23 protein-coding genes and 2 pseudogenes are annotated in these 23,093 nt (G+C 70.2%); 11 read left to right on the forward strand and 14 right to left on the reverse strand.

The annotated features are described in order from the left end of the window. Positions 1-5 precede the first annotated feature (5 nt). The 3 genes from lysX to AC6EH9_RS18195 are packed head-to-tail and all read right to left on the reverse strand — an operon-like array spanning position 6 to position 5,316. The gene (lysX, locus tag AC6EH9_RS18185) at positions 6-3,350 is read right to left on the reverse strand and encodes a bifunctional lysylphosphatidylglycerol synthetase/lysine--tRNA ligase LysX (RefSeq protein WP_498425087.1); all 3,345 of its coding nucleotides are present in this window, start codon (positions 3,348-3,350) and stop codon (positions 6-8) included. Then, positions 3,347-4,030, reverse strand: coding sequence for a DUF998 domain-containing protein (locus tag AC6EH9_RS18190; protein WP_498425088.1), 684 nt, complete (start codon positions 4,028-4,030; stop codon positions 3,347-3,349). The genes lysX and AC6EH9_RS18190 overlap by 4 nt, the downstream gene beginning before the upstream one ends. Then, positions 4,027-5,316, reverse strand: a complete 1,290-nt coding sequence (locus tag AC6EH9_RS18195) for an LssY C-terminal domain-containing protein (protein ID WP_498425089.1) — start codon at positions 5,314-5,316, stop codon at positions 4,027-4,029. Before AC6EH9_RS18195 ends, AC6EH9_RS18190 begins: the two co-directional genes overlap by 4 nt. Before the next feature lie 53 nt (positions 5,317-5,369). Here AC6EH9_RS18195 and AC6EH9_RS18200 point away from each other — a divergent pair, with 53 nt between their 5' ends. Further along, the gene (locus AC6EH9_RS18200; RefSeq protein ID WP_498425090.1) at positions 5,370-6,257 is read left to right on the forward strand and encodes a hypothetical protein; all 888 of its coding nucleotides are present in this window, start codon (positions 5,370-5,372) and stop codon (positions 6,255-6,257) included. A 33-nt stretch (positions 6,258-6,290) separates the two neighbouring features. Here AC6EH9_RS18200 and AC6EH9_RS18205 read toward each other — a convergent pair whose 3' ends face one another. Continuing rightward, on the reverse strand, positions 6,291-7,835 hold the full coding sequence (locus AC6EH9_RS18205; protein ID WP_498425106.1) for a PucR family transcriptional regulator: 1,545 nt from the start codon (positions 7,833-7,835) through the stop codon (positions 6,291-6,293). Positions 7,836-8,001: 166 nt separating this feature from the next. On the opposite strand from AC6EH9_RS18205, the gene AC6EH9_RS18210 reads away from it, so the two are divergent. Further along, complete coding sequence (locus AC6EH9_RS18210) at positions 8,002-8,472, forward strand: nucleoside deaminase (RefSeq protein ID WP_498425091.1); 471 nt, start codon at positions 8,002-8,004, stop codon at positions 8,470-8,472. Continuing rightward, the gene (gene codB / locus AC6EH9_RS18215) at positions 8,469-9,809 is read left to right on the forward strand and encodes a cytosine permease (RefSeq protein WP_498425092.1); all 1,341 of its coding nucleotides are present in this window, start codon (positions 8,469-8,471) and stop codon (positions 9,807-9,809) included. Before AC6EH9_RS18210 ends, codB begins: the two co-directional genes overlap by 4 nt. Positions 9,810-9,863: 54 nt before the next feature. On the opposite strand, the gene AC6EH9_RS18220 is transcribed toward codB, so the two are convergent. Both AC6EH9_RS18220 and AC6EH9_RS18225 read right to left on the reverse strand, forming a co-directional pair. Next, a complete protein-coding gene (locus AC6EH9_RS18220; protein ID WP_498425107.1) occupies positions 9,864-10,049 on the reverse strand; it encodes an excalibur calcium-binding domain-containing protein in 186 nt (61 codons plus the stop codon). 15 nt (positions 10,050-10,064) lie between these two features. Beyond that, positions 10,065-10,739 (reverse strand): annotated as a pseudogene (locus AC6EH9_RS18225) (HNH endonuclease family protein); the annotation flags it as partial. A gap of 176 nt (positions 10,740-10,915) precedes the next feature. Here AC6EH9_RS18225 and AC6EH9_RS18230 point away from each other — a divergent pair. From AC6EH9_RS18230 to AC6EH9_RS18245, 4 genes are all read left to right on the forward strand, one after another. Further along, positions 10,916-11,425: a hypothetical protein gene (locus AC6EH9_RS18230; RefSeq protein WP_498425093.1), complete on the forward strand. Its 510-nt coding sequence runs from the start codon at positions 10,916-10,918 to the stop codon at positions 11,423-11,425. A 360-nt stretch (positions 11,426-11,785) separates the two neighbouring features. Then, positions 11,786-12,331 carry a hypothetical protein gene (locus AC6EH9_RS18235; RefSeq protein ID WP_498425094.1) on the forward strand — a complete coding sequence of 182 codons (546 nt, stop codon included), beginning with the start codon at positions 11,786-11,788 and terminating at the stop codon, positions 12,329-12,331. A gap of 311 nt (positions 12,332-12,642) precedes the next feature. Beyond that, complete coding sequence (locus AC6EH9_RS18240) at positions 12,643-13,374, forward strand: YqjF family protein (RefSeq protein WP_498425108.1); 732 nt, start codon at positions 12,643-12,645, stop codon at positions 13,372-13,374. A gap of 90 nt (positions 13,375-13,464) precedes the next feature. Continuing rightward, on the forward strand, positions 13,465-14,100 hold the full coding sequence (locus tag AC6EH9_RS18245; protein WP_498425109.1) for a dihydrofolate reductase family protein: 636 nt from the start codon (positions 13,465-13,467) through the stop codon (positions 14,098-14,100). Positions 14,101-14,118: 18 nt separating this feature from the next. On the opposite strand, the gene AC6EH9_RS18250 is transcribed toward AC6EH9_RS18245, so the two are convergent. Both AC6EH9_RS18250 and AC6EH9_RS18255 read right to left on the reverse strand, forming a co-directional pair. Beyond that, positions 14,119-14,250: a hypothetical protein gene (locus AC6EH9_RS18250; protein ID WP_498425095.1), complete on the reverse strand. Its 132-nt coding sequence runs from the start codon at positions 14,248-14,250 to the stop codon at positions 14,119-14,121. Between the two features lie 155 nt (positions 14,251-14,405). Further along, positions 14,406-14,627 carry a hypothetical protein gene (locus AC6EH9_RS18255; RefSeq protein ID WP_498425096.1) on the reverse strand — a complete coding sequence of 74 codons (222 nt, stop codon included), beginning with the start codon at positions 14,625-14,627 and terminating at the stop codon, positions 14,406-14,408. A 177-nt stretch (positions 14,628-14,804) separates the two neighbouring features. Here AC6EH9_RS18255 and AC6EH9_RS18260 point away from each other — a divergent pair, with 177 nt between their 5' ends. The 3 genes from AC6EH9_RS18260 to AC6EH9_RS18270 all read left to right on the forward strand — a co-directional run bounded on the left by AC6EH9_RS18260 (position 14,805) and on the right by AC6EH9_RS18270 (position 17,058). Then, the gene (locus AC6EH9_RS18260; RefSeq protein WP_498425097.1) at positions 14,805-15,431 is read left to right on the forward strand and encodes a DedA family protein; all 627 of its coding nucleotides are present in this window, start codon (positions 14,805-14,807) and stop codon (positions 15,429-15,431) included. A gap of 126 nt (positions 15,432-15,557) precedes the next feature. After that, positions 15,558-16,427, forward strand: a complete 870-nt coding sequence (locus tag AC6EH9_RS18265) for an SDR family oxidoreductase (RefSeq protein ID WP_498425098.1) — start codon at positions 15,558-15,560, stop codon at positions 16,425-16,427. Positions 16,428-16,488: 61 nt separating this feature from the next. Beyond that, positions 16,489-17,058 (forward strand): DinB family protein, encoded by a 570-nt coding sequence (locus AC6EH9_RS18270; RefSeq protein WP_498425099.1) that lies wholly within the window; start codon positions 16,489-16,491, stop codon positions 17,056-17,058. Between the two features lie 71 nt (positions 17,059-17,129). On the opposite strand, the gene AC6EH9_RS18275 is transcribed toward AC6EH9_RS18270, so the two are convergent. Then, positions 17,130-17,822: a GAF and ANTAR domain-containing protein gene (locus AC6EH9_RS18275; RefSeq protein WP_498425100.1), complete on the reverse strand. Its 693-nt coding sequence runs from the start codon at positions 17,820-17,822 to the stop codon at positions 17,130-17,132. 80 nt (positions 17,823-17,902) lie between these two features. Then, positions 17,903-18,295, reverse strand: a pseudogene (locus tag AC6EH9_RS18280) (CoA-transferase); the annotation flags it as partial. On the opposite strand from AC6EH9_RS18280, the gene AC6EH9_RS18285 reads away from it, so the two are divergent. After that, complete coding sequence (locus AC6EH9_RS18285; RefSeq protein ID WP_498425101.1) at positions 18,276-18,662, forward strand: VOC family protein; 387 nt, start codon at positions 18,276-18,278, stop codon at positions 18,660-18,662. The pseudogene AC6EH9_RS18280 and the gene AC6EH9_RS18285 overlap by 20 nt on opposite strands. Positions 18,663-18,694: 32 nt before the next feature. Here the strand turns inward: AC6EH9_RS18285 and AC6EH9_RS18290 are convergent, their stop codons facing one another. The 4 genes from AC6EH9_RS18290 to AC6EH9_RS18305 form a co-directional block, all read right to left on the reverse strand. Continuing rightward, positions 18,695-19,633 carry a class II glutamine amidotransferase gene (locus AC6EH9_RS18290; RefSeq protein ID WP_498425102.1) on the reverse strand — a complete coding sequence of 313 codons (939 nt, stop codon included), beginning with the start codon at positions 19,631-19,633 and terminating at the stop codon, positions 18,695-18,697. A gap of 268 nt (positions 19,634-19,901) precedes the next feature. After that, the gene (locus tag AC6EH9_RS18295; RefSeq protein ID WP_498425103.1) at positions 19,902-20,879 is read right to left on the reverse strand and encodes a TerC family protein; all 978 of its coding nucleotides are present in this window, start codon (positions 20,877-20,879) and stop codon (positions 19,902-19,904) included. A gap of 129 nt (positions 20,880-21,008) precedes the next feature. After that, entirely contained in the window at positions 21,009-22,148 is a 1,140-nt protein-coding gene (locus tag AC6EH9_RS18300) for a PucR family transcriptional regulator (RefSeq protein WP_498425110.1), read from the reverse strand. Between the two features lie 491 nt (positions 22,149-22,639). After that, entirely contained in the window at positions 22,640-22,801 is a 162-nt protein-coding gene (locus AC6EH9_RS18305; RefSeq protein WP_498425104.1) for a helix-turn-helix domain-containing protein, read from the reverse strand. Positions 22,802-23,093 lie beyond the last annotated feature (292 nt).

Consider the following 23,093-nt stretch of genomic DNA (forward strand, 5'->3'; position numbering starts at 1 on the left):
CGACCTCAGCGCTGCGGCTTGACCAGTGGGAACAGGATGGTGTCGCGGATGCTGAGGCCGGTCAGGTTCATCACCAGCCGGTCGATGCCCAGCCCCATCCCGCCGGTCGGAGGCATCCCGTACTCCAGGGCCCGGAGGAAGTCCTCGTCGACCTGCATCGCCTCGGCGTCGCCGGCCGCCGCGAGCAGCGACTGCGCGACCAGCCGCTCACGCTGGTCGACGGGGTCGATCAGCTCGGAGTACGCCGTGCCCTGCTCGGCGCCGAAGATGACCAGGTCCCACTTCTCGGTGAGCCGGGGGTCGTGGCGGTGCGGCCGGGTCAGCGGCGCGTTCTCCTTGGGGAAGTCGGTGTAGAAGACGGGCGTGGTGGTCCGGCCCTCGCACAGCTCGCCGTAGATCTCCTCGAGGACGAAGCCCCAGGACGGATCGAGGTCGAGCTCGAGGCCGATCCGTTTGGCGTGCACGAGCAGCGTGCTGAGCGGGGTCTCGGTGGTGACCTCCTCGCCGAGCGCCTCCGAGACGGCCTGGCAGATGGTCTTCACCGGCCACTGCCCCGACAGGTCGTACTCGACGACCTTCCCGTCCGGCCCCGGGCGGCGGGCCACCGGCGCGCCGTACACCGCGGTCGCCGCCTCCTGGATCAGCTCCTGGGTCAGCACCCGCATGGTGTCGTAGTCGCCGTAGGTCTGGTAGACCTCCAGCGAGGTGAACTCCGGGTTGTGCTTGAAGTCGGCGCCCTCGTTGCGGAACTGCCGGCCGACCTCGAAGACCCGCTCCATCCCGCCGACCAGCAGCCGCTTGAGGTGCAGCTCGGTGGCGATGCGCAGGTAGAGATCCAGGTCGTAGGCGTTGATGTGGGTCTCGAAGGGGCGCGCGTTGGCGCCGCCGTGGACGATCTGCAGGACGGGGGTCTCGACCTCGGTGAAGCCGCGCGCCGCCAGCGAGTCCCGCACGCTGTGCACCACCGCAGCGCGCCGGTAGGCGGTGGTGCGCGACTCGGGACGCACGATCAGGTCGACGTAGCGCATCCGCACCCGAGCGTCGGGGTCGGTGAGTCCGCGGTGTTTGTCGGGCAGCGGGCGCAGCGCCTTGCTGGCGAGGAGCACGGACTGCGCCCGCACGGAGAGCTCCCCCTTGTCGGTGGTGACCACCTGACCGCTCACCCCGACGTGGTCGCCGAGGTCGATCGAGTGCTCCCAGAACGACAGGTCGCCGGCGGACACGTGGCCCGCGTCGACCATCACCTGGAGGTCCCCGCTGCCGTCGCGCAGCGTGGCGAAGCTGAGCCGCCCCATGTCCCGCTTGAGCAGGACCCGGCCGACGACGCTGACGGTGAGCGTGGTCTCGGTGCCGGGCGCGAGGTCGTCGGGGACCAGGGCCCTCACCTCGGCGAGGGTGTGGGTCCGCGGCGCGGAGACCGGGTAGGGGTCGATCCCGTCGGCCCGGATCCGGTCGAGCTTCGCGCGGCGCACCCGCATCTGCTCGGGCAGGTGGTCGGGTGAGACCGCCTCGGCGACGACGTCGGGTGCCGGCGGGATGCGGGCGAGGACGGCGGCGGCGTGGTCGGCGCCTCCGGTCGCCAGGCCGTCGCGGTCACTCGCGCGACGGCGCAGCCTCGCGATCGTGGGCGCGTTCAGGAACCCCTCGGCGCTGCCCGCCGCCATGCCGACCCGGGGCAGGTCGGAGGTGTACTCGTAGCCCAGGTAGCGCGGCTGCCACTCGGGGAGGTACTTGGCGTTCGAGCGGTAGAGCGACTCGAGCTGCCAGTTCCTGCTGGCCAGCAGCAGACCCTGGCGCCAGAGCCGGGCGACCGGGGCGGCGCCGATCTCGGCGCCGCGCTCGAAGGCCTCGCGGAACATCGCGAAGTTGAGCGAGACCGGCCCGATCCCGAACGTCGAGGCGTGCTCGGCGAGGCTGGCGATCATCAGCTCGACCAGGCCGTTGTCGGCGTCCGGATCGCGGCGCATCAGGTCCAGCGACAGGCCGGTGTGGCCCCAGGGCACGAAGCTCAGGAACCCGCGCAGGGCGCCGTCGGCGTCGTACGCCGCGACCAGCATGCAGGCGCCGTCGAGCGGGTCGGCCAGCCGGCCCAGTGCCATCGAGAAGCCCCGCTCGTCACCGCCGTCGCCACGCCAGGACCCGGCGGCCGCGTCCAGCGCGGAGAAGTCGGCCTCGCTCAGGCTCGCGTGGCGCTGCACCCGGGTCGTGTAGCCGCGACGGTGCAGACGAGAGACCGACTGGCGCACGGACTTCATGCCGGGCCCGTTCAGCGAGAAGGCGGCCATGTCCACGATTGCCTCGTCGCCGATGTCGAGCAAGGAGAGACCGGCGTCGGCGTACGCCAGCGCGCCCTCGTGGCCGGCGCCCATCACCGCCAGCGACCAGCCCTTGGCGCGGGCCTGGTCACGCCAGCGCCCGATGGCCTCGGGCCAGTACGTCGGGTCCCCGACCGGATTGCCGCTGGCCAGGCTGACCGAGCCGACCGTGCGGTAGGACACCCCGGCCCGCGCGGTCTCGGGGGCACCGGTGTCCCACACCACCGCCTTGTCGCGCCGGGTGGCGAAGTAGCCCAGGGAGTCGTGCTCGCCGAAGTCGCGCAGCAGCCCCCGGACCCGGGCCTCGTCGGCGATGCCGAGGGTGCGGGTGTCGCGCGGCGCCTGGAACAGGATCAGCGCGGCGCCCAGCACCACCACGGCGCCGAGGACGCCGATCACCATCCGCACCCACCACGGGGCGTGCGCGGACGGCTCGGGACCGATCCGGCCGACGTCGAGGAGGATCGCCTCGAAGACGTAGCCGAGCGAGTCGGGATAGCCCTGCGAGCGGCCGAAGGCGCTGACGAGGGCCCCGCCGAGAGCCAGGATGACCAGGCCACCGGCCACGAAGACGGCCAGCGCCGTCCACAGGTCGCCGGGGGCGCCGCGGGCGACGAACTGGCGGCGCACCCGGACCGCGAGCACGATCACCGCACCGACCACCACCAGGCCGACCGCGTTCAGCACCACGTCCTCGCCGCGGGAGAGCGCGAGGAGCCTGCCGAGCTCCGGGACTCCGAGCCACCACACGACGACGACCCACCAGGCCGCGAGCAGCCGACGCCGGACCGCGACGCCGGTGACCAGGAGCAGCGCGGCGTAGACCAGGCTGGGCACGACCGGGATGGTGAGCAGGGAGACCGGGTCGGCGGACTGCGCGAAGTAGCGGTGCCACGGCGGCACCAGCGCCACCACGGCGGCCAGCGTGGCGAACCCGAACAGCACGCCGGTGAACCGGTCGGGCCACCTGTCGTCTGCGGGCAGGTGCAGACGCAGTCGGCGCTCGGTCGAAGGGTCGTTCGAGGGCTCGGTCATCGGGTGGTCCCTTCGCGCGGTGGACGCGTGGCCGGGTCGCGCTCCGCCTGGGCCGCGAGCAGCCCCAGGCAGCACAGCCAGGCGCTGGCGGTGACGATGTTGACGCGCTGACTGATCCCGCCCACCCAGCGCCGGTCTGCGCGGGGCCGGGCGTAGCCGAAGACCAGGCTGCTGGCCGACCCGAGGCAGAAGACCCACCCCGCGGTGCGGTGGAGCCAACCTGGTCCGCGACGTCGGGTGCTGACCCAGGCCGCCGCCACGCCGAGATAGAGACCGGCCTCCGCGACCACGCTGGCGCCGTCGTGCAGGCCGCTGCGCGGGCGCCGGTCGACCAGGTCGCGCACGACGCCCGGGCCCATCGGCGTGGGCACCACCGCCGCCATGACCGCGCCGGCGGTGAAGATCCCCGTGGCGCCGATCACCACCTCACGGCTCGGACCGGCGGGCAGGGCGGCGCGCACCGCCGGGAGCAGCGGCAGGACCAGCGCCGCGCAGCCCACCTCGCCGGCGCGGTAGAGCCACGCCTGGGGCTCCCCCGGCGCCGCCAGCTCGCTCACCTGGTGGCCCAGGCTCGCCGAGCCGCGTCGTACCCAGTCGAGCACGAAGTTCGAGTAGAGGACGCCGGCGCCGGCGCCGAGGACGGTCGAGACGGTCGGGTTGCGCAGCCGGCGGCGACTCATCGCGACGTCGCCGCACAGGTCGCCCCGGGCCGGCTGCCGGTCGCGTAGTCACGGGCCTCCTGGCTGGACAGCGCCAGGAGCACCAGGATGCTGCCGCCCGAGGCGAGCAGCTCACCGAGCCCCACCGGCCGCTCGTGCCCGACGATGGAGAGGGTCATCGCGGTCACCGCGGTCACCGAGCAGCCCGCGACCAGCAGCAGCCGGGCCCAGTTCCGTCCCGCGAGGATGGCGAGGGCCAGGCCACCCTCAACCACGGCGAGGATCGCGATCGCCACCACCAGCACCGTGGCGGAGTCGCGGACGGCGTACAGCACCGCGCCGATGCCGTAGGTCGCGCACCGGGCCAGGGCGACCCCGGTCCCCAGCAGCACCGGCGGCGGTGGGTCCGCCGCACGCACCGCCGACACCAGCGCGGATCCCGTCGACGGCGTCGTCACCTCCCGGGTGACCCGGGCGGGCAGCGTGGCCCGGGCCGGCGCGCAGCGCAGGTCCAGGATCGGCAGGTCGCCGTCGGTGCGGAACCGGTCACCGCCGCCGTTGCGGTGGTGGTAGCCGGAGGAGAAGTTCCCGATCACGCTGACCCGCGCGCCGGGCGTCGTCGTACAGACCGTGGTGACGACGTAGTCGCGCTCGACGTCGGTGTCCTCCTCGACGCGGTGGGTGAACTGCAGGGTGAACAACGACAGCCCGATGCCCCGGTCGAAGGTGGCCGCTGCCAGCCAGTCGGCCCGGAAGCCGCCGGGCAGCAGCCAGCCGTCCGGACAGCGCCAGAACCTGATGTGGTGGCGCTGCGACGGGCTGCCGGAGACCTCCTGCTCGTAGGCGAAGTCCTGTCTCCGGTCGAAGAGGTGCAGCGGGCTCACCGGGGCGCCGGCGTAGCTGCTGCCGCGCAGCACGCTGCGGACGATGCCGGCGGCGCTCCGCGCGTCGAGATCGTCCGCGCGCGTCCAACCGGCCAGGGTCATCGCCTCGTGGATCTGCTCCTCCTCGCCCAGGAACCCGAGGTTGACCGGGTCGCCGAGCAGCCCGTCGCTGGTGCGGGTGCGCCCGACGAAGTAGCCGGGCAGGTAGATCGAGGTGAGGATCCGGTGCAGGCGCGGCAGCACCAGGTAGCTGACGAAGAGCCAGAACACGACCAGCAGCAGCGTCGGCCAGCCCGGCCGGACCCCGTCGCGCAGCAGCACGTAGGCGAACCAGACCCCGGTGACCCCCGAGAGCGCGAAGAACCAGCCGTCGAGCACGTCGCTCCACGAGCGTGTGGGGTCCCGCGGGCGACTGGGCCACATGGAGCCAGTGTGCACGAGTGTGTTCTGCAACACAGTCGGCGTAGCATGCGACGATGCTCGTCGGGCTGCTGGCTGCCGCGGGGGCCGCGCTCTGCTACGGCGTGAGCTCGATCTTGGAGGCCGTCGCGGCGCGACGCACCGCCGCGGTGCAGGGGCTCGATCCCCGGCTGCTGGTGCGACTGCTCCGCTCCTGGACGTACCTGGCCGGGGTCTGCCTGGACGGACTCGGGTTCCTGCTCAGCCTCGTCGCGGTGCGCAGCCTGCCGCTGTTCGTGGTGCAGTCGGTGGTCGCCAGCTTCCTGGCGATCACGGCCGTCCTGGGCGCCCTCTTCCTGCGGATGCCGCTGAGCCGGAGGGACCGGATCGGCATCACCGTGGTGGTGGCCGGGCTGGTGCTGGTCGGGGCGTCGGCCACCGAGGACCGCAGCGTCGAGGTCAGCGACGCCGAGCAGTGGGGCCTGCTGGCGGCGACCGTGCTGCTGGCCGTCGCCGCGATCCCGCTCGGGAGGCTGGCGGGGGCTGCCGGCGCCCGGGCGCTGGGGACCGTCGCCGGTCTGGCCTTCGGCGCCACCGCGGTCGCCTCCCGGATGCTGCCCGGCGACCTGTCCCCCGACCACCTGCTGGCGGAGGTGGGCCCGCTGCTGCGCAGCCCGGCCACCTACGCCCTCGCGGTCGCCGGCGTGGTCGCGATGCTCACCTACTCGATCGCGTTGCAGCGCGGCAGCGTCACCGAGGCGACGGCACCGCTGGTCGTCGGGGAGACCGTCGCCCCGGCCCTGGTGGGGCTGTTGCTGCTCGGCGATCACACCCGTCCCGGATGGGGCGTCGTCGCCGGCGTCGGGTTCGTCCTGGCCGTGGCCGGGGCCGTCAGCCTGGCGCGCCACGGCGAGGTCGAGCAGCCTCGAGCGACCTCCGAGCCCTCGGCCGTCGCTCAGGGCTGAGTCGGACGGTGGGCGACCTCCCACGCAGGTCGCTCACATCAGCTTGCGGTCGAAGGCCGCCTGCAGGTCGAGTCCGGTGCGCATCCGCCAAGCCGTGAGCGCCACGGCGAGGCAGCTCACCTGGTCCGCCGCGTCCAGCGAGACTCCCAGCAGCCGTTCGATCCGAGACAGCCGGGCATACAGCGACTGCCGTCGGATGCCGAGTGCCTGCGCGGTGGCGGTCTTGCCGGCACCGTGGGCGATGAACGCGTCGAGCGTCCGTACGAGGTCCGCGGAGGCCTCCCGGTCGTAGGCGATCAGGGGACCCAGCTGCTCGGTCACGAACGCGGTCACCGCCGGCTCCGCCTCAGTCGCCAGGAGCCGCTGCACCCCGACGTCGCGGGCCATGACGACGCCGGTGCGCGTGCCGAAGCGTCGGGCGATCTGCACCACCTCCCGCGCTTGGCCCACCGCGGCACCCAGGTCGGCCAGGTCGGCCACGGGCGAGGCCACGCCCAACGTACGCAGCTCCCCGGCCAGCTCCCCCGACGCCGCCAGCACCGCCTGGTAGACCTCGGTGAACGCGGCGCGCGAACGCTGGGGAGCCGCACGCTGCCAACCCTGCGCGAGCACGAGGACCTGGCTTCCGACGAGTCCGGTCACGCACGGGCCCAGCACCTGCTGCACCGAGTCACGCACGTGCCCGAGCAGATCCTGCGCCGGGACCCGCTGGTCGACGTCGACGGCGGCGACCAGGATGTGGCGGTCCTGAGCCGGCGTCCACCCGATCGCGGTCAACCGCTCCTGCAGGTGTGCGCTGGAGACCAGCGAGCCGGTGACCAGGTCGGTGAAGACCGCCTGCGCCAGGGACGGGCGCCTGCCCACGCCCGGGTGCCTCCCGAGCTCGAGGGCCACGGCGACCGACGCCCTGTGCGCCACCGCGTCTCGGCGGACCGTGCTCCGGCCGCGCAGGACCACCCGCCCGGCCGTGCCGGTTGGCACCCGCACGTCCGCCACCACCTGCTCGGTGGCGCTCGAGGGCGCCGCCACCCGGCTGCGCTCGACCACCCGGCCGTCGGTATCCACGAGCTCGGCACGGCAACCGGCGAGCCGGGCCACGGCGTCGAGCAGGGCCGTCATGCCCTGCCCCAGCGTCACCGGCGCCAACAGCTCCTGCCAGATCGCCTCGCCACCGCGGGCCGAACCCATCTTGCGGCGTAGGAGAAGGTCGTGGAAGTCCTCGACCATCCGCTCGAAGGGCACCATCGCGTTCAGAGTCAGGAACGCCATCCCTCGACGCCGCGCGGTATCGACGAGCTCGGCCGGCACCTCGAAGAAGGAACGACCGACCTCCATGCCCAGCGCGACGCACCCGGCGTCGGCGAGCTGGTCGACGTACGCGGCGAGCTGGGCGGCGGTGCGCCCGTGCAGCCCGAGGCCGGTGGTCAGCAGCACCTCGCCGCCGGCCAGCAGTCCCCCCATCTCGTAGACCTCCGAGGAGTGCACCCAGCGCACCACCGCGTCCGGATCGCCGGTGACCAGCTCGACCGAGGCGGACCGGAACGAGGGCAGGGCGAGCACATCGCCCAGGGTCGCCATCACGCGCCCATGATCGCGAGTGGCTGCGAAGTGTCAGTCAACGCGCCCACTCAGTGGGCAGATCGTCCGTTGTCGTCCTCGCCGTGCTCTGGTCGGGTGTGCATGTGGCTGAGACGCACGCCACCCCCCCTCCCGTGGATCCACGACCGTCACCCAGGAGCCCCGCATGACCACCCCTGCACCGCTGGACGACAGGCACTTCCTCAGACTTGCGATCGAACAGGCCGCGATTGGTTGGAACGAGGGTGGCGTCCCCATCGGTGCTGCCCTGGTGACCAACCAGGGCGAGGTCCTCGCCGTCGGCCGCAACCGACGCATGCAGCTCGGCAGCGCCATCCGTCACGGCGAGACCGACTGCCTGGAGCAGGCCGGGCGCCTGCCCGCCGCCGTCTACCGCAGCAGCGTGCTCTACACGACCCTGTCGCCCTGCTTCATGTGCGCCGGCGCGTCGGTCCTCTACGACATCCCGCGGATCGTGGTCGGCGAGAACCGTAGCTTCGAGGCCTCCGAGAGCTGGCTGCGCAGTCGCGGGGTGGTCGTCGACGTGCTCGACGACCCCGACTGCAAGCAGCTGATGGACCGGATGCTGGCCGAGCGGCCGGCGCTGTGGGCCGAGGACATCGGGGAGGAGGCGTGATCTCCGCGGGTGCCGGCCAGACGGCCGGACCGGACGCCATCCACGGCGCCGACTCGGAGCGGAGTGCGGCCACGGTGGAGCCGGTCGACGCCGACTACCCGGTCACCCCGGTCCCTGCGCATGCCCGCAAGTCGTTCGTGTCGCTGGTGGTGGTGCTCCTCGGCTTCACCGTCTTCACCCCGACCATGCTGGCCGGCGCCCAGCTGGGGCCGGCCTTCGAGTTCGCGGACCTCCTGTTGGTGATCCTCGCCGGCTCGGCCATCCTGGGCACCTACGTCGCGCTGATGGGGTACGTCGGCGCCCAGACCGGCCTGACGACGGTCGTGATGGCCCGCTACAGCTTCGGCAACCGTGGTTCGAAGCTCGCCTCGATCCTGCTCGGCGGCACTCAGATCGGTTGGTACGGGGTCATCGTCGGCACCATCGGCGACCTGACCGCCGAGGCAGCGGGCTGGGAGTCCTTCGCGGCCAAGGCCGCGATCATGGTCGCGACCAGCATCCTCATGTGCGTCACCGCCTGCTACGGCTACCGCGGGATGTACTGGGTCTCGGTGATCTCGACGCCCCTCATCCTGCTTCTCGCCTTCTGGGTGGTGTCGCGGTCCCTCGACGAGGTCGGCGGCCTCGACGGCCTGTTCGGGGTCGAGCCGACCACCACCATGGTGATGTCGGTTGCCATCACCACCGTGGTCGGCACCTTCGTCTCCGCCGGAACCCAGGCACCCAACTGGACCCGGTTCGGGCGCTCGGGATCGCAAGCCGTCTGGGCGTGCATGATCGGCTTCCTGATCGGCAACGGACTGATGATCCTGTTCGGCGCGATCGGCGCCATCACCTTCGGCGAGGGCGACTTCGTGCTGGTGCTCTACAACCTGGGGCTCGTCGGCTGGGGTGTGTTCCTGCTCTTCGGCAACCTGTGGAAGTCCAACGCAGACACCGCCTACGCGTTCGGCGTCGCCGGCGCGGAGCTCTTCGAGAAGCCCACGAAGACCCCCTTCGTGATCGGCGGATCGATCATCGGCACGGTGCTCGCCCTGACCGGGGTGCAGAACAACCTCATCGACTACCTGGGGCTGCTCGGCACGTTCATCCCCCCGCTCGGCGGAGTGATCATCGCCGACTTCTTCCTGCGGTGGCGCCGCGGCATCCCGGCCGGGCTGGCGACACCGGCCCTCGACTGGCGCAACATCGCGACGTACGTCGTGGCCAGTGCGCTGGCCTACTGGTCGAAGGAGGCGGAGTTCGGCATCCCGCCGCTGATCGGCATCATCGCCGCCATCGCCCTCGCGGTCGCCCTGCACAGGACCCGGCCGGCCTCCCCCCTCCCTCGCGGCTGAGGGTCGGGGCGAACAGCTCGACCGGCACGATCAGAACCGCGCCTGCTGCATCGGCTACTCGCAGGCACTGCCGTCGCCGTCACGGTCCAGGTGCGCGCCGTACCCGGGGTCACCGCGGCGTACCGGCGCGGCGCCGGCGGCGCGTGCGGCGTCACAGTTCTCGTAGTACGCCGCCCCGTCGTCGCCGGCCCCGTCCGCGGGCTCGGGGGCTGCGTCGGCGATGTTCTGGTCCACCTCCACCGGTGCGCCGGAGTCGGCGGGGAGCGGCTGCTCGGGGCAGGTGTCCAGCACCCGCGCGATCGCGTCGCGCTCGGCCGGGGTGACCCACAGCCCGTACTTGGCCTTCACCGCCACCTGCCGGGCGACGTAGGAGCAGCGGTAGCGCTTGTTCGGCGGCAGCCAGGTGGCCGCGTCGCCGTCGCCCTTCTGCCGGTTGGCCGAGGCGTCGACGCTGAGCAGGTTCAGCGGATCGTTCGCGACCGCCGCCCGCCTCTCGACGCGCCACGAGAGGCCGCCGGTGGCCCACACGTTGCCGAGCGCCACGACGTGGTCGATGTCGACCAGGGTCCCGTCGCCGTAGCGGAACCGGATCTGCCGGGCGGTGTACGGGTCCGTGAGCGCCCCGAGGCTGACCTTGCACTCGCCGGTGCCGGGCGCGTAGACGACGTCGACGAGGTCCCGGGCGAGGATGTCGTTGCGGGTGTCGCACCCGTTGCGGTCGGCGTCCAGCCAGGCCTGGCCGAACCTTTCGCGCTGGTAGCCGGTCATCGGGGCACGGCCCTTGACCGGCAGCGTGGACAGCACCGCCCGTGCGGAGTCCGTGCGCGGCTCGAGCGATGTGGCCGGCGCCTCGGGGGTGGCCCCGTCGGTGGCCTCCTCGACAGGCAGGCACCCCGAGAGCAGCAGCACCGCGACGGCGGCCCCGGCGATCAGCGAGCCAGGCCTGCGACGCAGCGGCGGGAGTGTCGTGAACCGTCCCACCGCAGCCGTGCCCCGCTTCCCCTCGTGTCATCCCCGGACGCCCGAAGGCTAACCGCACTCCGGCACGCTCCGGTGGCATCACGCAGGGTGTTTCTGGGCACAGCGTGGCCGGAGAAGGGAGCCGGATGAGACCCACTGGGATGCGCGCCGGCAGGGCCGCGACGCTGCGCTCCGCCGCGGCGAAAGGCGCGGCAGCCGGTCTGGTCGGGGTGGCCGTGATGACCGCGGCGGAGAAGGTGGAGCAGAAGCTGACCCACCGGCCGAACTCCTACGTCCCGGCCCGCGCGCTGCTGACCCTGGTGGGCAGGCGCCCGTCCGACGACGACACGCCCGTCGGCTGGAACCACGCGATGCACTGGGGAACCGGAGCCGTGCTCGGTGCGCTGCGAGGTGTGTGGGCGGTCACCGGCATCCGGGGCGCCGAGGCGCACGCCTGGCACACGGTGGTGCGGCTCGCCTTCGACCAAACGGTGGAGAACGCCACCGGGGTGGGCGCCCCGCCGTCCAGCTGGCCGAGCTTCGAGCGCCGGGTCGACGTCGCCCACAAGGCGATGTACTCCTTCGTCACCGGCGTCGTCGCCGACCGGTGGATCGCACCGCGGCTGCAGTCGCGTCGCGGCCTCGCCAGCCACTAGGGGGGCGCACCGGCATGGTCGATGTCACCGCGGAGCAGCACATGCCGACTGGGGAGGGCCTGCCCTCTCCAGATCCCACCCGGAGAGCCCGCGACGTCCCAAGCTGCGTGGCAACCTCACCCACCAGTTCGAGGGGCGGTCGGGCAACAGAGGCCACTCGGCGCTCCGACTGAAGTTCCTTGTTCGTCTGACCTGGACGCTGTTGCCGCGGATAATGGGTCACACAAAAATCTCCGCTCTTCGGGGCGACATCTGATCGGACACACACGCATGCCACGCCTTCTCGGGGTCCGCCTCCTAGCCGTCACTCTCGCCGCTACCGTGGCCCTGGGCGCACCCGTCGCTGCCCACGCAGAGCGCGTGGCGACTCTCGACCAGGCAGGTGACGTCCTCTACGGGGACTACACCGAGGACGAGAACGGCGGAACCCTGGAGCCGGCCGTCACGCCTGCGCCCGACAACACCAACGTCGACATCACTCGCACGATCGTCAACCACGGAGAGGGCTGGCTGCGCCTCTCGGTGAAGTTGCGTGATGTCGGGAGGCGGAATGCTCCCGATACCTACGTCCGCATCGAAACTCCGAAGCGGAATTATTGGAGCTATGTCAGCTTCGTTGACGCACGCCGTTCTGCCGACGGGTTGGAGTTGATGACTATGCGAGGGGCAAAGACGGTGAAGTGTCGGGGACTGCGGGCGCGGCTCGATCCTGCGAATAATCAGATCGCCCTCTCGATGCCAACCAAGTGTGTGAACTCGCCGCGCTGGGTCAAGATCAGCGCAATCGCCTTCGGGAGTGAACTGATCCCCGGCGACCCGGGGGGTTTCCGGGGCTTCCATGACGACGCCTACCGCGCCGGCGCCTCGAAGAGCACGGGCATGGGGCCGAAAGTGCGGCGGGGCTGACCGCCAGCGAAGTCATGATCAGCCTAGATCGATCCGTCGGCCGCTAAGGCCTCCACACACCATTCGGGACGCCCGCGACAACATCGACCGTCAACCGGGTCTCCCCACGACCGACGAGGTTCGCAGGTCCGGATTGAGTGTGGTTGCGATAGTCCCATCGTTCGGACCTCGCACCCAGCGACGCGAGTGAAGGCCGAAAACCACGGTGGCCGGTGACACTGGGCGGCCGCACGCCACGACCCCTCCGAGCCGCGACCACTCATCTGAGAGCCAGCTCACTTCTCTCCCCGGCCATTTGATTCTCGATCCCGCTGTTTCGGGCGTCCTGGCAGCGGATGACGTTCCTGCACTGGCGGGTGGAGCCGCAGCGGGTCCAGTCGCTGCTCCCGGACGGGTTGACGGTGGACGTGTACGACGGCTCCGCCTGGGTGGGGCTGACGCCGTTCGTGATGGCGGACATGCGCCCTCTGGACGTGCCCGGCCTCCTCCACCGAGCCGTGCCCGGCTTCGTGCGCGGGTCGTCCGTGCTGGCGCAGCTGTCCAGCACCCCGGAGACGAACCTGCGGACCTACGTGCGGGGCCCCGACGGCCGGGACGGCTTGTGGTTCCTGACCATCGACGTCGGCAGCGCCGCCCTCGCCGCGGGCATCAGGGTTGCCGTCGGCGCGCCGTACCACGCGGCGGACCTGACCGTGCGCGACGACGGCGGCGTCCTCAGCTACACCGGCGCGCGGAAGGGATCCGGCGAGTCCTACCGGATGCAGGTTCGCCCGCTGGACACGGTCGCCTCCTCGGACCTGGAGAACTGGCTGACCGGACGCTGGCGTGCGTACACCAGGCACTTCGGTCGGCTGCTGGTCACGCCGGTGGAGCACGAGCCGTGGCCGTTGCAAGCGGCCACCCTGGAGTCGCTCGAGCAGAACCTCACCGACTCCGTGGGCCTGGGCGGCCTGGGCCAGCCCGAGCTGGTGACCTACTCCCCCGGCGTGCAGCACGTCCGCCTGGGTCGTCCGGTCCCGCTGTCGGGAGGTGAAGGATCCTGAGCCGGACCAGGCGCTCGCTGACGCGCCTGGTGACGCTGGCCAGAACAAGCCGCAGCGCAGGTGGTACGACGAGGAGCAGCAGTGACGCAGATGGTCAGGGTCCACAACCTCACCGTGTCCTCCGACGGGTACGCCGCCGGGCAGGGACAGAGCGTCGAGCGTCCGTTCGGCCACGCCGACCCCGGCGAGTTCTTCGCCTGGGCCGGGGCCACGGTGAGCTGGCCCAACCGCACCGATCCCGGGGGCAGCCGCGGCCTGGACGACTACCTGGTCCGCGACTTCCACCGCAACATCGGCGCCGAGATCATGGGCCGCAACAAGTTCGGTCCTCAGCGCGGCCCCTGGGCCGATGAGGAGTGGCGTGGCTGGTGGGGAGCCGAGCCGCCGTTCCACACCCCGGTGTTCGTGATGACCCACCATGCGCGGCCCTCCTTCACGCTGTCCGACACGACCTTCCACTTCGTGGGCGGGGACCCCGCAGCCGTGCTGGAGCTCGCCCTCCAGGCAGCCGACGGCAAGGACGTCCGGCTCGGTGGTGGCGCCGACACCGTGCGCCAGTTCCTGGACGCCGGGCTCGTCGACACGCTGCACGTCGCGGTCGCGCCCGTGCGGCTCGGCGCCGGCTCTCGGCTCTGGGAGTCCCCCGACGACCTGCTCGACCGCTATCGCCGCGACGTCGTACCGAGCCCCCACGGCGTGGTCCACCACCTGTTCTGGCGCGAGTGAGCAACCGCGGCGCGCGGTTCAGCCGGCGCTGTCGTGGCCCGGCGCGGAGTCGAGGAAGTTCAGGAAATCGGCCACGGTCTGGTGGGTGATGCGCGCCTCGGCGACCCCGCCGTCCTCGAGCTCGTGCACCTCGACGGCGAGCCGCTTCATCCCACGGTCCAGGTCGGTCGCCGTGGTCGCGGCAGCGTGCAGGCGGGCGCTCAGCTCCGCCGGTACCGCTGGTCGTACTTGTAATAGATCCTGTGCTCCGGGCTCGCCACGATGGCGTACAGCGAGCGATAGCCGCTCGGCTTGAGAACGGCGATCTAGTCCTGGAGCGCGAGCAGCCGGAGGTCGGCCTGGCTGCAGAGCATCTCCTGCACCCGGTACACGTCGGTGGTGAAGCTGCACACCACCCTGACCCCGGCGATGTCGCGGATCCCCTCGCGCACCTGGTCCACCCTGAACCTGGTCAGCTCCCGGCGCCCGCCGCTCAGCGCCGTCAACGCCTCGGCCGCCGCGCCGTACGTGCCGCTCGCCGCCCCCATGTAACGCGGGGTTATGCCCACTCCCACGGCGTTATTTCGCTGTGGCAGTGCGCATAACCCCGCGTTACAAGGCGGCTCTGCGGCAGGGGTTATCGTCGTGGGGTCGGCACCTCGCTGCTGCGCGGGGGCACGAGCCTCACCGATCGCCGGCTGTCCCACGGATGGGGGATCGACGTGATGAGCTCGCTGCTCGATCTTCTGGTGGGGCTCCCGCCCTGGCTGGTCCTGCTCCTCGTCTTCGCGCTGCCTGCCGCCGAGGCGTCGTTGCTGGTCGGCGTGTTCGTCCCCGGCGAGGTCGCCGTCCTGCTGGGTGGCGTCGTCGCCCACGGCAGCGACCTGTCGGTGTGGGCCGTCATCGTGGCTGCGGCGGCGGGCGCGATCACCGGTGATCAGATCGGCTTCCTCCTCGGACGCCGCTACGGGGACCGCCTGATGGCGCACCTGCCGGCGGCGGTGCGCCGGTCCGGGGACCTCGAGCGCGCGCTGGAGCTCATCCGCCGTCGTGGTGCCGCGGCGGTGGCGATCGGTCGGTGGGTGGCCGTTCTGCGCGCTCTCGTCCCGGGCGTGGCCGGCACCAGCGGCATGGCTCAGGCGCGGTTCACGGCGGCGAACGTGCTCGGCGGGAGCCTGTGGGCCGCCGCCATCACGCTCGCCGGTTACCTGGCCGGCGCGTCGTACCGCACCCTCGCGCACGAGCTCGGGGCCGGCGGCGACGTGATCGCCGCGCTCCTGGTCGCGCTGGGCCTGCTCTGGTGGGCACGTTCGCACCACCGGAGCGGGCACGAGCCCTCGGGCAATCGGTGACGGCCCCCTGAATGCGGGCAACAGCCCCCGCAACCCGCGGTTGTGCGCCATGGTGGTCCCCGTGAACCCGACCGTGACCGCCTCTCCGATCGACGATGTCGACCTGCTGGGACGCGGGGTCCACCGATGAAGGCGGATCGCGCCAAGACCTATGCGGTCACCGGTGCCGCCTCCGGGATGGGCGCCGCGGTGACGGCCCAGCTGCGCCGCGCGGGACACCGGGTGATCGACGTCGACGTCGTGGCCTCGAGCGTCACCGCCGACCTGTCCACCACCCGTGGCCGCAGCCGCGCCGCCCGCGAGGTGCTCGAGGCCTGCGACGGGGTGCTGGACGGCGCCGTGCTCGCCGCCGGAGTCGGCCCCACGGCCGGCAAAGGCGTCCCGCGGCTGATCCTGCAGGTCAACTACCTCGGCGTCACCGAGCTCCTCGAGCAGTGGCGCCCCGCGTTGGCCGCCGCAGGCAACGCCAAGGTCGTCGTGTTCTCCAGCAACTCCACGACGACAACGCCGATGGTGCCCCGCCGCGCCGTCCGGGCCCTCCTGGACGGCGACGCCGACCTGGCCCTGCGCCGGATCGGCCGGATCCCCCAGCTGAGGGCGCCCTGGGCGTACGCCGCGTCCAAGATCGCGCTGAGCCGCTGGGTACGCCGTACCGCGGTCCTGCCCGACTGGGCCGGCGCCGGGATCCGGCTCAACGCGCTGGCCCCGGGGGCCATCCTCACTCCCCTGCTCGAGCGGCAGCTGGCCACGCCGTCCCAGGCCCGCACCATCCGGGCCTTCCCCGTCCCGGTGGGCGACTTCGGGAACCCCGAGCAGCTCGCCTCCTGGGCGGTCTTCATGACCACACCGGCGGCAGACTTCCTGTGCGGCAGCATCATCTTCGTCGACGGCGGGTCCGACGCGTGGTTCCGCCCCGACGCCTGGCCGCAGCCGGTGCCCGCCCGGGGCGTGGTGCGCTACCTGCGCGACATGAGGCGGTTCGCGCCGCTGCGGTAGCCGGCCGCCGAGGGGTTGGAAACGACCGATCATGGCGAAGTGCGTGGGGCACGATGGCCGCATGCCAGCCGATCCGAAAGACGTGCTCAAGAACTACCTGCAAGGCGCTCGGGACACCTTGATCTGGAAGCTCGACGGCCTGTCCGAGCGTGACCAGCGGCTGCCTCGAACGCCGACGGGAATGAACCTCCTGGGCATCGTGAAACACGCGCTCAATATGGAGGCGCTCTACTTCGGTCCGACCTTCGAGCGCGACTGGGCAACGCCCGAGGAACTCGTGCCCACGGACGGAACCGATCCACAGGCCGATTGGTACGCCACCGCGCAGGAGTCAGCAGACGGCCTCATCGACCTCTACCTGCGGGTCCAGGCTTTCGCTGATGAAACCATCGACGCGTTAGCGCTAGATGCGATCGGCACGGTCGCGCATTGGGGCGGAGCGGAGGTCTCGCTCCAGGAGATCATGATCCACGACATCGTCGACTTGCAGCGCCACGCGGGCCACGCCGACATTCTGCGCGAGCAGATCGACGGTTCGACGGGCCTGCTGCGCGATGCCAGCAACTTGCCTGGGGACACGGACTGGCCGGTCTACGTCGCGAAGTTGACGGCCGTCGCAGAACGGTTCTGAACGAAACGGGTGGCCGTTCATTCCGCTGAGTTCGGCGGTCTTGTACGAGGACTCCGTGCGTGTCCGCAGACCTACGCTTTGGGAACAGCTCGGGTGTCCACGATCTGCTCGGCCAGCGCGCGTAGCTTGACGTTCTTGGCCTGTGAGAGGCGACTGAGGAGGGCGAAGGCCCGGTCCGCTGGCATGTCGAACCTCTCCATGAGGATGCCGGTGGCCTGACCGATCACGGTGCGGCCCGCGAGTGCGCGCTCAAGGTGGTCGACCTCTTGCGCCCCCGCCAGGGCCACGCCCACGTGGGCCGCGAGGGCGATGCCGTCGTGGATGACGTCGGTACTGAAGGCAGCCTTGCTCGCGCCGTACAGGTTCAGTGCCCCGAGGCTCTTGCCGGTGGAGAACAGGCGGTAGCTCACGATGCTTCGAAACCCCAGCTGCCTCGAGACCTCGGGACCCCAGTGGGGCCACCGCTCGTCCGTGGACAGGTCCCTGCTGTGCACGGTGTCCTGCATCTGGAGCGCGTCCAGGCACGGCCCCTGCTGGAGCTCGTGCTGCAGCGCGTCGACCAGCCGGACCGTCTCGCTGCTCACAGCGTGCGTGTCGATGCGCTCGCCGCGGTGGACCACACAGACCCCCGCCGCGTCGCACCCCGAGAGGATCTCGGTCGCGAGCTCCACAGCCCGCTCCATGGCCTCCTTGGCGTTCTTCTCGTCCTGCATGTCGCGCGCTGCAGCGGCCAGCTCCCGGTTGAACTTCTCATAGCTCGGCACCGACGCAGCATGACCGAACACCGGCCCTCCTCACAACCGGGCGACGCCCCACCTCCGGTCTTCCCGCGGACCTCGTCCTCGCCGACGCCCGGCGCGAGCTCGACCAGGTGCAGCCCGTCGGGGCGTACGTCGATGACGGCGAGGTCGGTGATGATGCGCTGCACCACCCGCTTGCCGGTGAGCGGCAGCGAGCACTCCTCGACGATCTTGTGCGAGCCGTCGCGGGCCACGTGCTCCATCAACACCACGACCTTCTTCGCGCCGTGCACTTGTGCAAGCGTGGACTGGACCGCAGCACCACCACACGTACTCCAGCGTGGCGAGCACGACCTGCTCCCTGCCGGCACCCGGGTGCTGGCCCTAACGGCGGCGTCGGCAGGGTAGACAGCGACAGATTGCCAACGCGATCCTGGGGCAAATTGACGCGTCGCCAGCGTGCAGCGAAGGAGCCTCATGGAGCGGGTCACCGGCATCGGCGGGGTGTTCTTCAGAGCAGACAATCCCAGCAAGCTCACCGCTTGGTATGCCGAGCATCTGGGCGTCGACCCGCCGCCGCAGTCGTATGAGACCTCGTCTTGGTGGCAACAGCCAGGCCCGACCGTGTTTGCCGCCATGCCGGCCGACTCAGAGCACGTTGGCAGCGCAGCGAACTCCTGGTCGATCAACTTTCGGGTCGTCGACCTCGACGCCATGGTGCGCCAGCTGCGCGCCGCGGGAGTCGAGGTGGACGTCGACACCGAGGAGTACCCGAACGGTCGCTTCGCCGGGCTCACCGATCCTGAGGGCAACGCGATCCAGCTCTGGCAACCCGCGGGAGCCGATCTGCGCGGTTCCCCATGAGGCGGCCCGCTGGCCCGTTCCCACTGGCGCCCTTACACCTTCAAGCTGGCGACGGTTCTCGTGATGCTCGCGCCCTTCTTCTCCAGGAAGACAATCTCGCCGAACTCCAAGTTCAACCAGCCGTCGTTCTCGGTCAGCGGCTCGGAGGCGAGGATGACCGACGTCGCGTCTTCTTCCGTGCAGTCTTCGAAGTCGTAGGTCGTCTCGTCATCCTCAAAGTTGCGGCCCATCAGCAGATACATCGGCTCCAGGAGCATGGAGAGAGCGAAGTCGTCCGTGCCCGGACCGGACTTCCGTAGTTCTCTCCAGTCCCCAGCAGGGTCGGTCTCGCCCTGGTGTCCGGTGCCGAAGTTGACTCCGATGATGCGGTTCGGGGCGACCAAGGCCATCTTCAGCTTGGTCAGACTCCGAAGGTCCAGACTGTCCATGGCCTTGACGATGAGCTTCATCATCTCTTCGAATCCGCGCTGTACGCCTTCGTCGCTATCGTCCTCGAGCAGGGAGAGGAGAAGCACGTAGAGGAACTCCGTGTCAGTGGTGCCCCGCATCTGCTCCAGGAACTTGTCCTTGCAGTGCGGCAGCAGCTCCCGTTGCAGCAGCTTCCAGTTCGGCAGGTCACCATTCTGAGCAATCATCCAGGGGGTGCCCTGGTAGGAGAACGGGTGGCAGTTCTCGTCGGCCAGCACCACGGTCGAGTTGTAGTCAGCAGCTCTCACATGAGCAAGCAGCGTACTGGCCTGCAGGCTTGGCAGGATGCCGGCAACGTTGTCGTCGTAGAACGCAGCCATCGGTCGGTGATAGAGCAGGGGCTCTTCTGTCTTCAGCAGATGTTCGCTCCAGATACCGAATCCCCAGCCCGCGAGCTGAAGCTGCGGATGACGCTCTGGGTCGAGGGTTTGGTTGATGAGACTGTTCTCCGGCTTGAGAAGCAGATTCTCCACAGGTATTTCTGCCCCGATGTAGGCGAGCACGCGGCACATATGTTCCCTCACTGACGGGTCTTCGGATCTGGAGCGCGAACGCTGACGCGGGTGCTGTGCACCTACGAGAAGCTGAGTGCACTCGTGCACTCAAACGATCTTTCGCGCCTCCGCAGCCTAGGGGGCATGGGATGAAGCGGCCGGCCTGGGCCGGTCACCCCACAACAGAGCCCTGAGGGCCACAGAGCACCTCGCCTAACCAGCGCACCCTCTAGGTGTGCCGCACCCCTGCGGAGGCGTATGCGAGACCCCCGACCTATCAGCGGGACTCGGCCTCGACGGTCTCCTCGTCCTTGTCCTCGTCCGTTTTCGGCTTCAGGAAGCTGAGTGCGACTGAGCCGGTAAGGACCACGACGATCACGCCGAGACTGACGAGCGAAGGGATCTCGGGGATGGAGGTGTCGATCGTCTTGTGGGCGGCTTGCAGGATCAGCTTGACGCCGATGAACGCAAGGATGAGTGCGAGGCCGGTGCCGAGATAGTGGAACCGGTCGAGCAGGCCCGAGAGCAGGAAGTAGAGGGCGCGCAGGCCGAGGATGGCGAAGGCGTTGGAGGTGTAGACGATAAACGCGTCGTCGCTCACCGCGAGGACGGCAGGCACGCTGTCCACAGCGAACAACAGGTCGGCTGCTTCGATGGCGACCACGACGGCAAGCATCGGGGTGCCGACGCGCTTTCCGGCTTCCCGGATGAAGAACTTCGTGCCGTGGTACTCCTCGGTCATCGGCACGACCTTGCGCATCAACCGCAGCGCCAGGCTGCTGCTCGGGTCGTAGTCATCGTCGTCGCCCTTGATCAACTTGTAGGCGCTGTAGAGCAGGATCGCGGCGAAGACGAAGAGGATCGCGGTGAACTGGCTGACGACGGCCACGCCAAGTGCCAGGAAGATCCCTCGGAACACCAGGGCCCCGATCACGCCGTAGAACAACACCCGGTGCTGGTACTGCGCCGGGACCTTGAAGTAGCCGAAGATCAGCGCGAACACGAAGAGGTTGTCCACCGACAGGCTCTTCTCCAACAACCAGGCGGTGGTGTACTCGACACCTGCGTCGCGGCCGACTACGGCGAAGACCACGACCCCGAAGATCACCGCGAGCCCGACCCAACCCACGCTCCAGCGGGCGGCTTCCTTGAAGCCGATGACATGGGCGTCGCGGTGGGCCAGCAGGTCGATGGCCAGGGCGATGACGACGGTGGCGGCGAACGCGCCCCACAGCCAGACAGGTACGTCGTGCATAAGTGCTCCTTGAGGTGGTCTAGGTACCCGTCGAGTCTGGGCGACAGACGTTCACCGGACGAGGGCAGATTGCGGACGAACTCCGGCCGCGATGTTGCCGAGGTTCGGCAACGGAGGCCGGGGCAGCACTCAGAACGAGTCCAGCAATCGGGCTCCGAGCACCGCGGCGTGCAGGGTGAAGCGGTGCGCCGGGTCGGTGGGATCCAGACCAAGCACGTCGCCGATGCGCTGCAGCCGATAGGTGACTGCCCGGACCGACAGGTTCAATCGCGCCGCGGTTGCGGTGGCGACCCCGCCGGTCGCGTAGTAGGCCTCGAGGGTCTCCAATGTCGTCCTAGCACTACCCGGGGCGTGCTTGAGCGGACCCAGAACGGTCGCTATGAGTTCGTCGATCGCATCACGGTCACGCAGCAGCATCTCGTAGACCACCAACGAGCTGGAGTCGATCACGGCATCCTCGAGGCCGAGACGGCCGGCGAGGTCCAGTGCGCTGCATGCCTGTTCGTAGGAAACCCGGACAGCGCTTGCGCCGGGTTGAGCACGCCCGATCGCAGCCTGCCAGGACCGCTCATGACCTCGGCCGGGACGGACCGGTGCGACCGCGGCGATGACCGCCGCGAGCCTGTCTCCGACCAAGGTGACACTCGCCTGGTCAGGAGCAGCAAAGATGCAGACCAACAGTCCGCTCTTGGTCGCTACCAGCGGGTGGGTGTCGCCATGACGACCACTCAAAGCGCTTTCGAAGTGGCGCGGAACCGATGTCAGCGACGGGTGATCGAACGTGAGGTCGTGCCGGGCGACCAGCACCGCGTGCGGGCTGGTGAGGTCGAGCCCCAGGTCGGCGGCCCGACCGGTCACCTCAACCGCGGACGGACCACCGGCCAGCAGCAGGTCGAAGACGTCGCGCCGGGTCGACTCCTGCTGACGTGACAGGTCGTTGCGGGCGAGCTGGAAGCCCTCGGCCAGCGCTGCCACCGCATCGTCCGCGGCGCGAAGCACTGCCAGGCCGGCCGCGCGAACCTGGGCGGCATTCGACCCGGTATCGAGCTCCTCCCACAGCCGCCAGCACGCCGAGAGATAGAGGTCGACCAGCGCCCGCAGCGGCACGCCGCCCAACGCCGCTGCGGCGCCACGCTCGCCGCATGCCCTCAGCTCCGAGCGTCGTAACCGGCGACCGGACGCGACGGCCTCTTCCAGAATCGAGAGGAAGTCACCGAGCAGCCCAGCGTCGATCCCCCCAGCGTCGCGCGCGGCTGCTGCAGCGACCACGTCCAATCGGGACACGCATCCTCCCATTGCCGACATCCGGAAGCCGGCCAAGATGCTCCATCCTCCCCTGACGAGGCACGAATGGTCCTCACCGGGTCAGGCTCCTTCTTCGCGGCCGCAGTCGCACGATCTCCGACGAGCCAGCTGGGAGGCTGACGCTGAGCACGATCCGCGGTGCGTTCGCTCGCACTGACCAGCGACCGGGGATGAGGAAGACGGCCAGAGCGGGCAGGTAGGAGTTGATGATCCACTGGAGCTCGCCGAACGAGGCTTCGAGATCGGCCTGGATGGTCGCACTGCACCGCATCACCCGGCGACCAGGTCAGCCGGTCTGAGGGGTCGACCGGTCGATGCTCAGGACGCAACCGTCGGACGTGGTCACGGAAGCAGGTGATCGCCCCTGTCCAGCAGACCCGCTCAGCGATCACCATCGCCGGCAGGTCGGGCGTCGCCTTGAGCAACGCTCGCACCAGCGGCTCGAACGGTGCGAACTAAGTCGGCACCGACGGCCGCTCATACTTCGGCGGCCGGTCCGACGCCAACGCACGCTCAACCGTCGACCTACTGATACCCAGATCCCGTGCGACCTGTCGCTGCGGAACACCGTCCGCAACCAGCCGCCGGATCAAAGCCCAATCCTTCGCTGAGCTCACCCAGCCAATCTGTCTGGGTGGCCTCGTTTTCGACCGTCGATGGCCTCGTTTTCAAGCGTCGTCGACAACCGCGGACCGTGGCGCCCGGGGTGGACTCGTAGAAGTCGACGGCCTGACGACGGGACTTTCGGAGCAGTTCTTCCTGGCCATGGTCCCTGGATCATCTCGCTTCCCCAGCAGGTGCTGGTTTCAGCGCGTCCAAGAACCGGGGTCACTGAATCGCCCCGGGTTTCGTGGAGGCTCGGTTACTTGGAACCTGCCCCGATCGGGACGGGTGTTTCAGAGTAGTGCT

This window comes from Nocardioides sp. Z21_20, assembly GCF_059766585.1.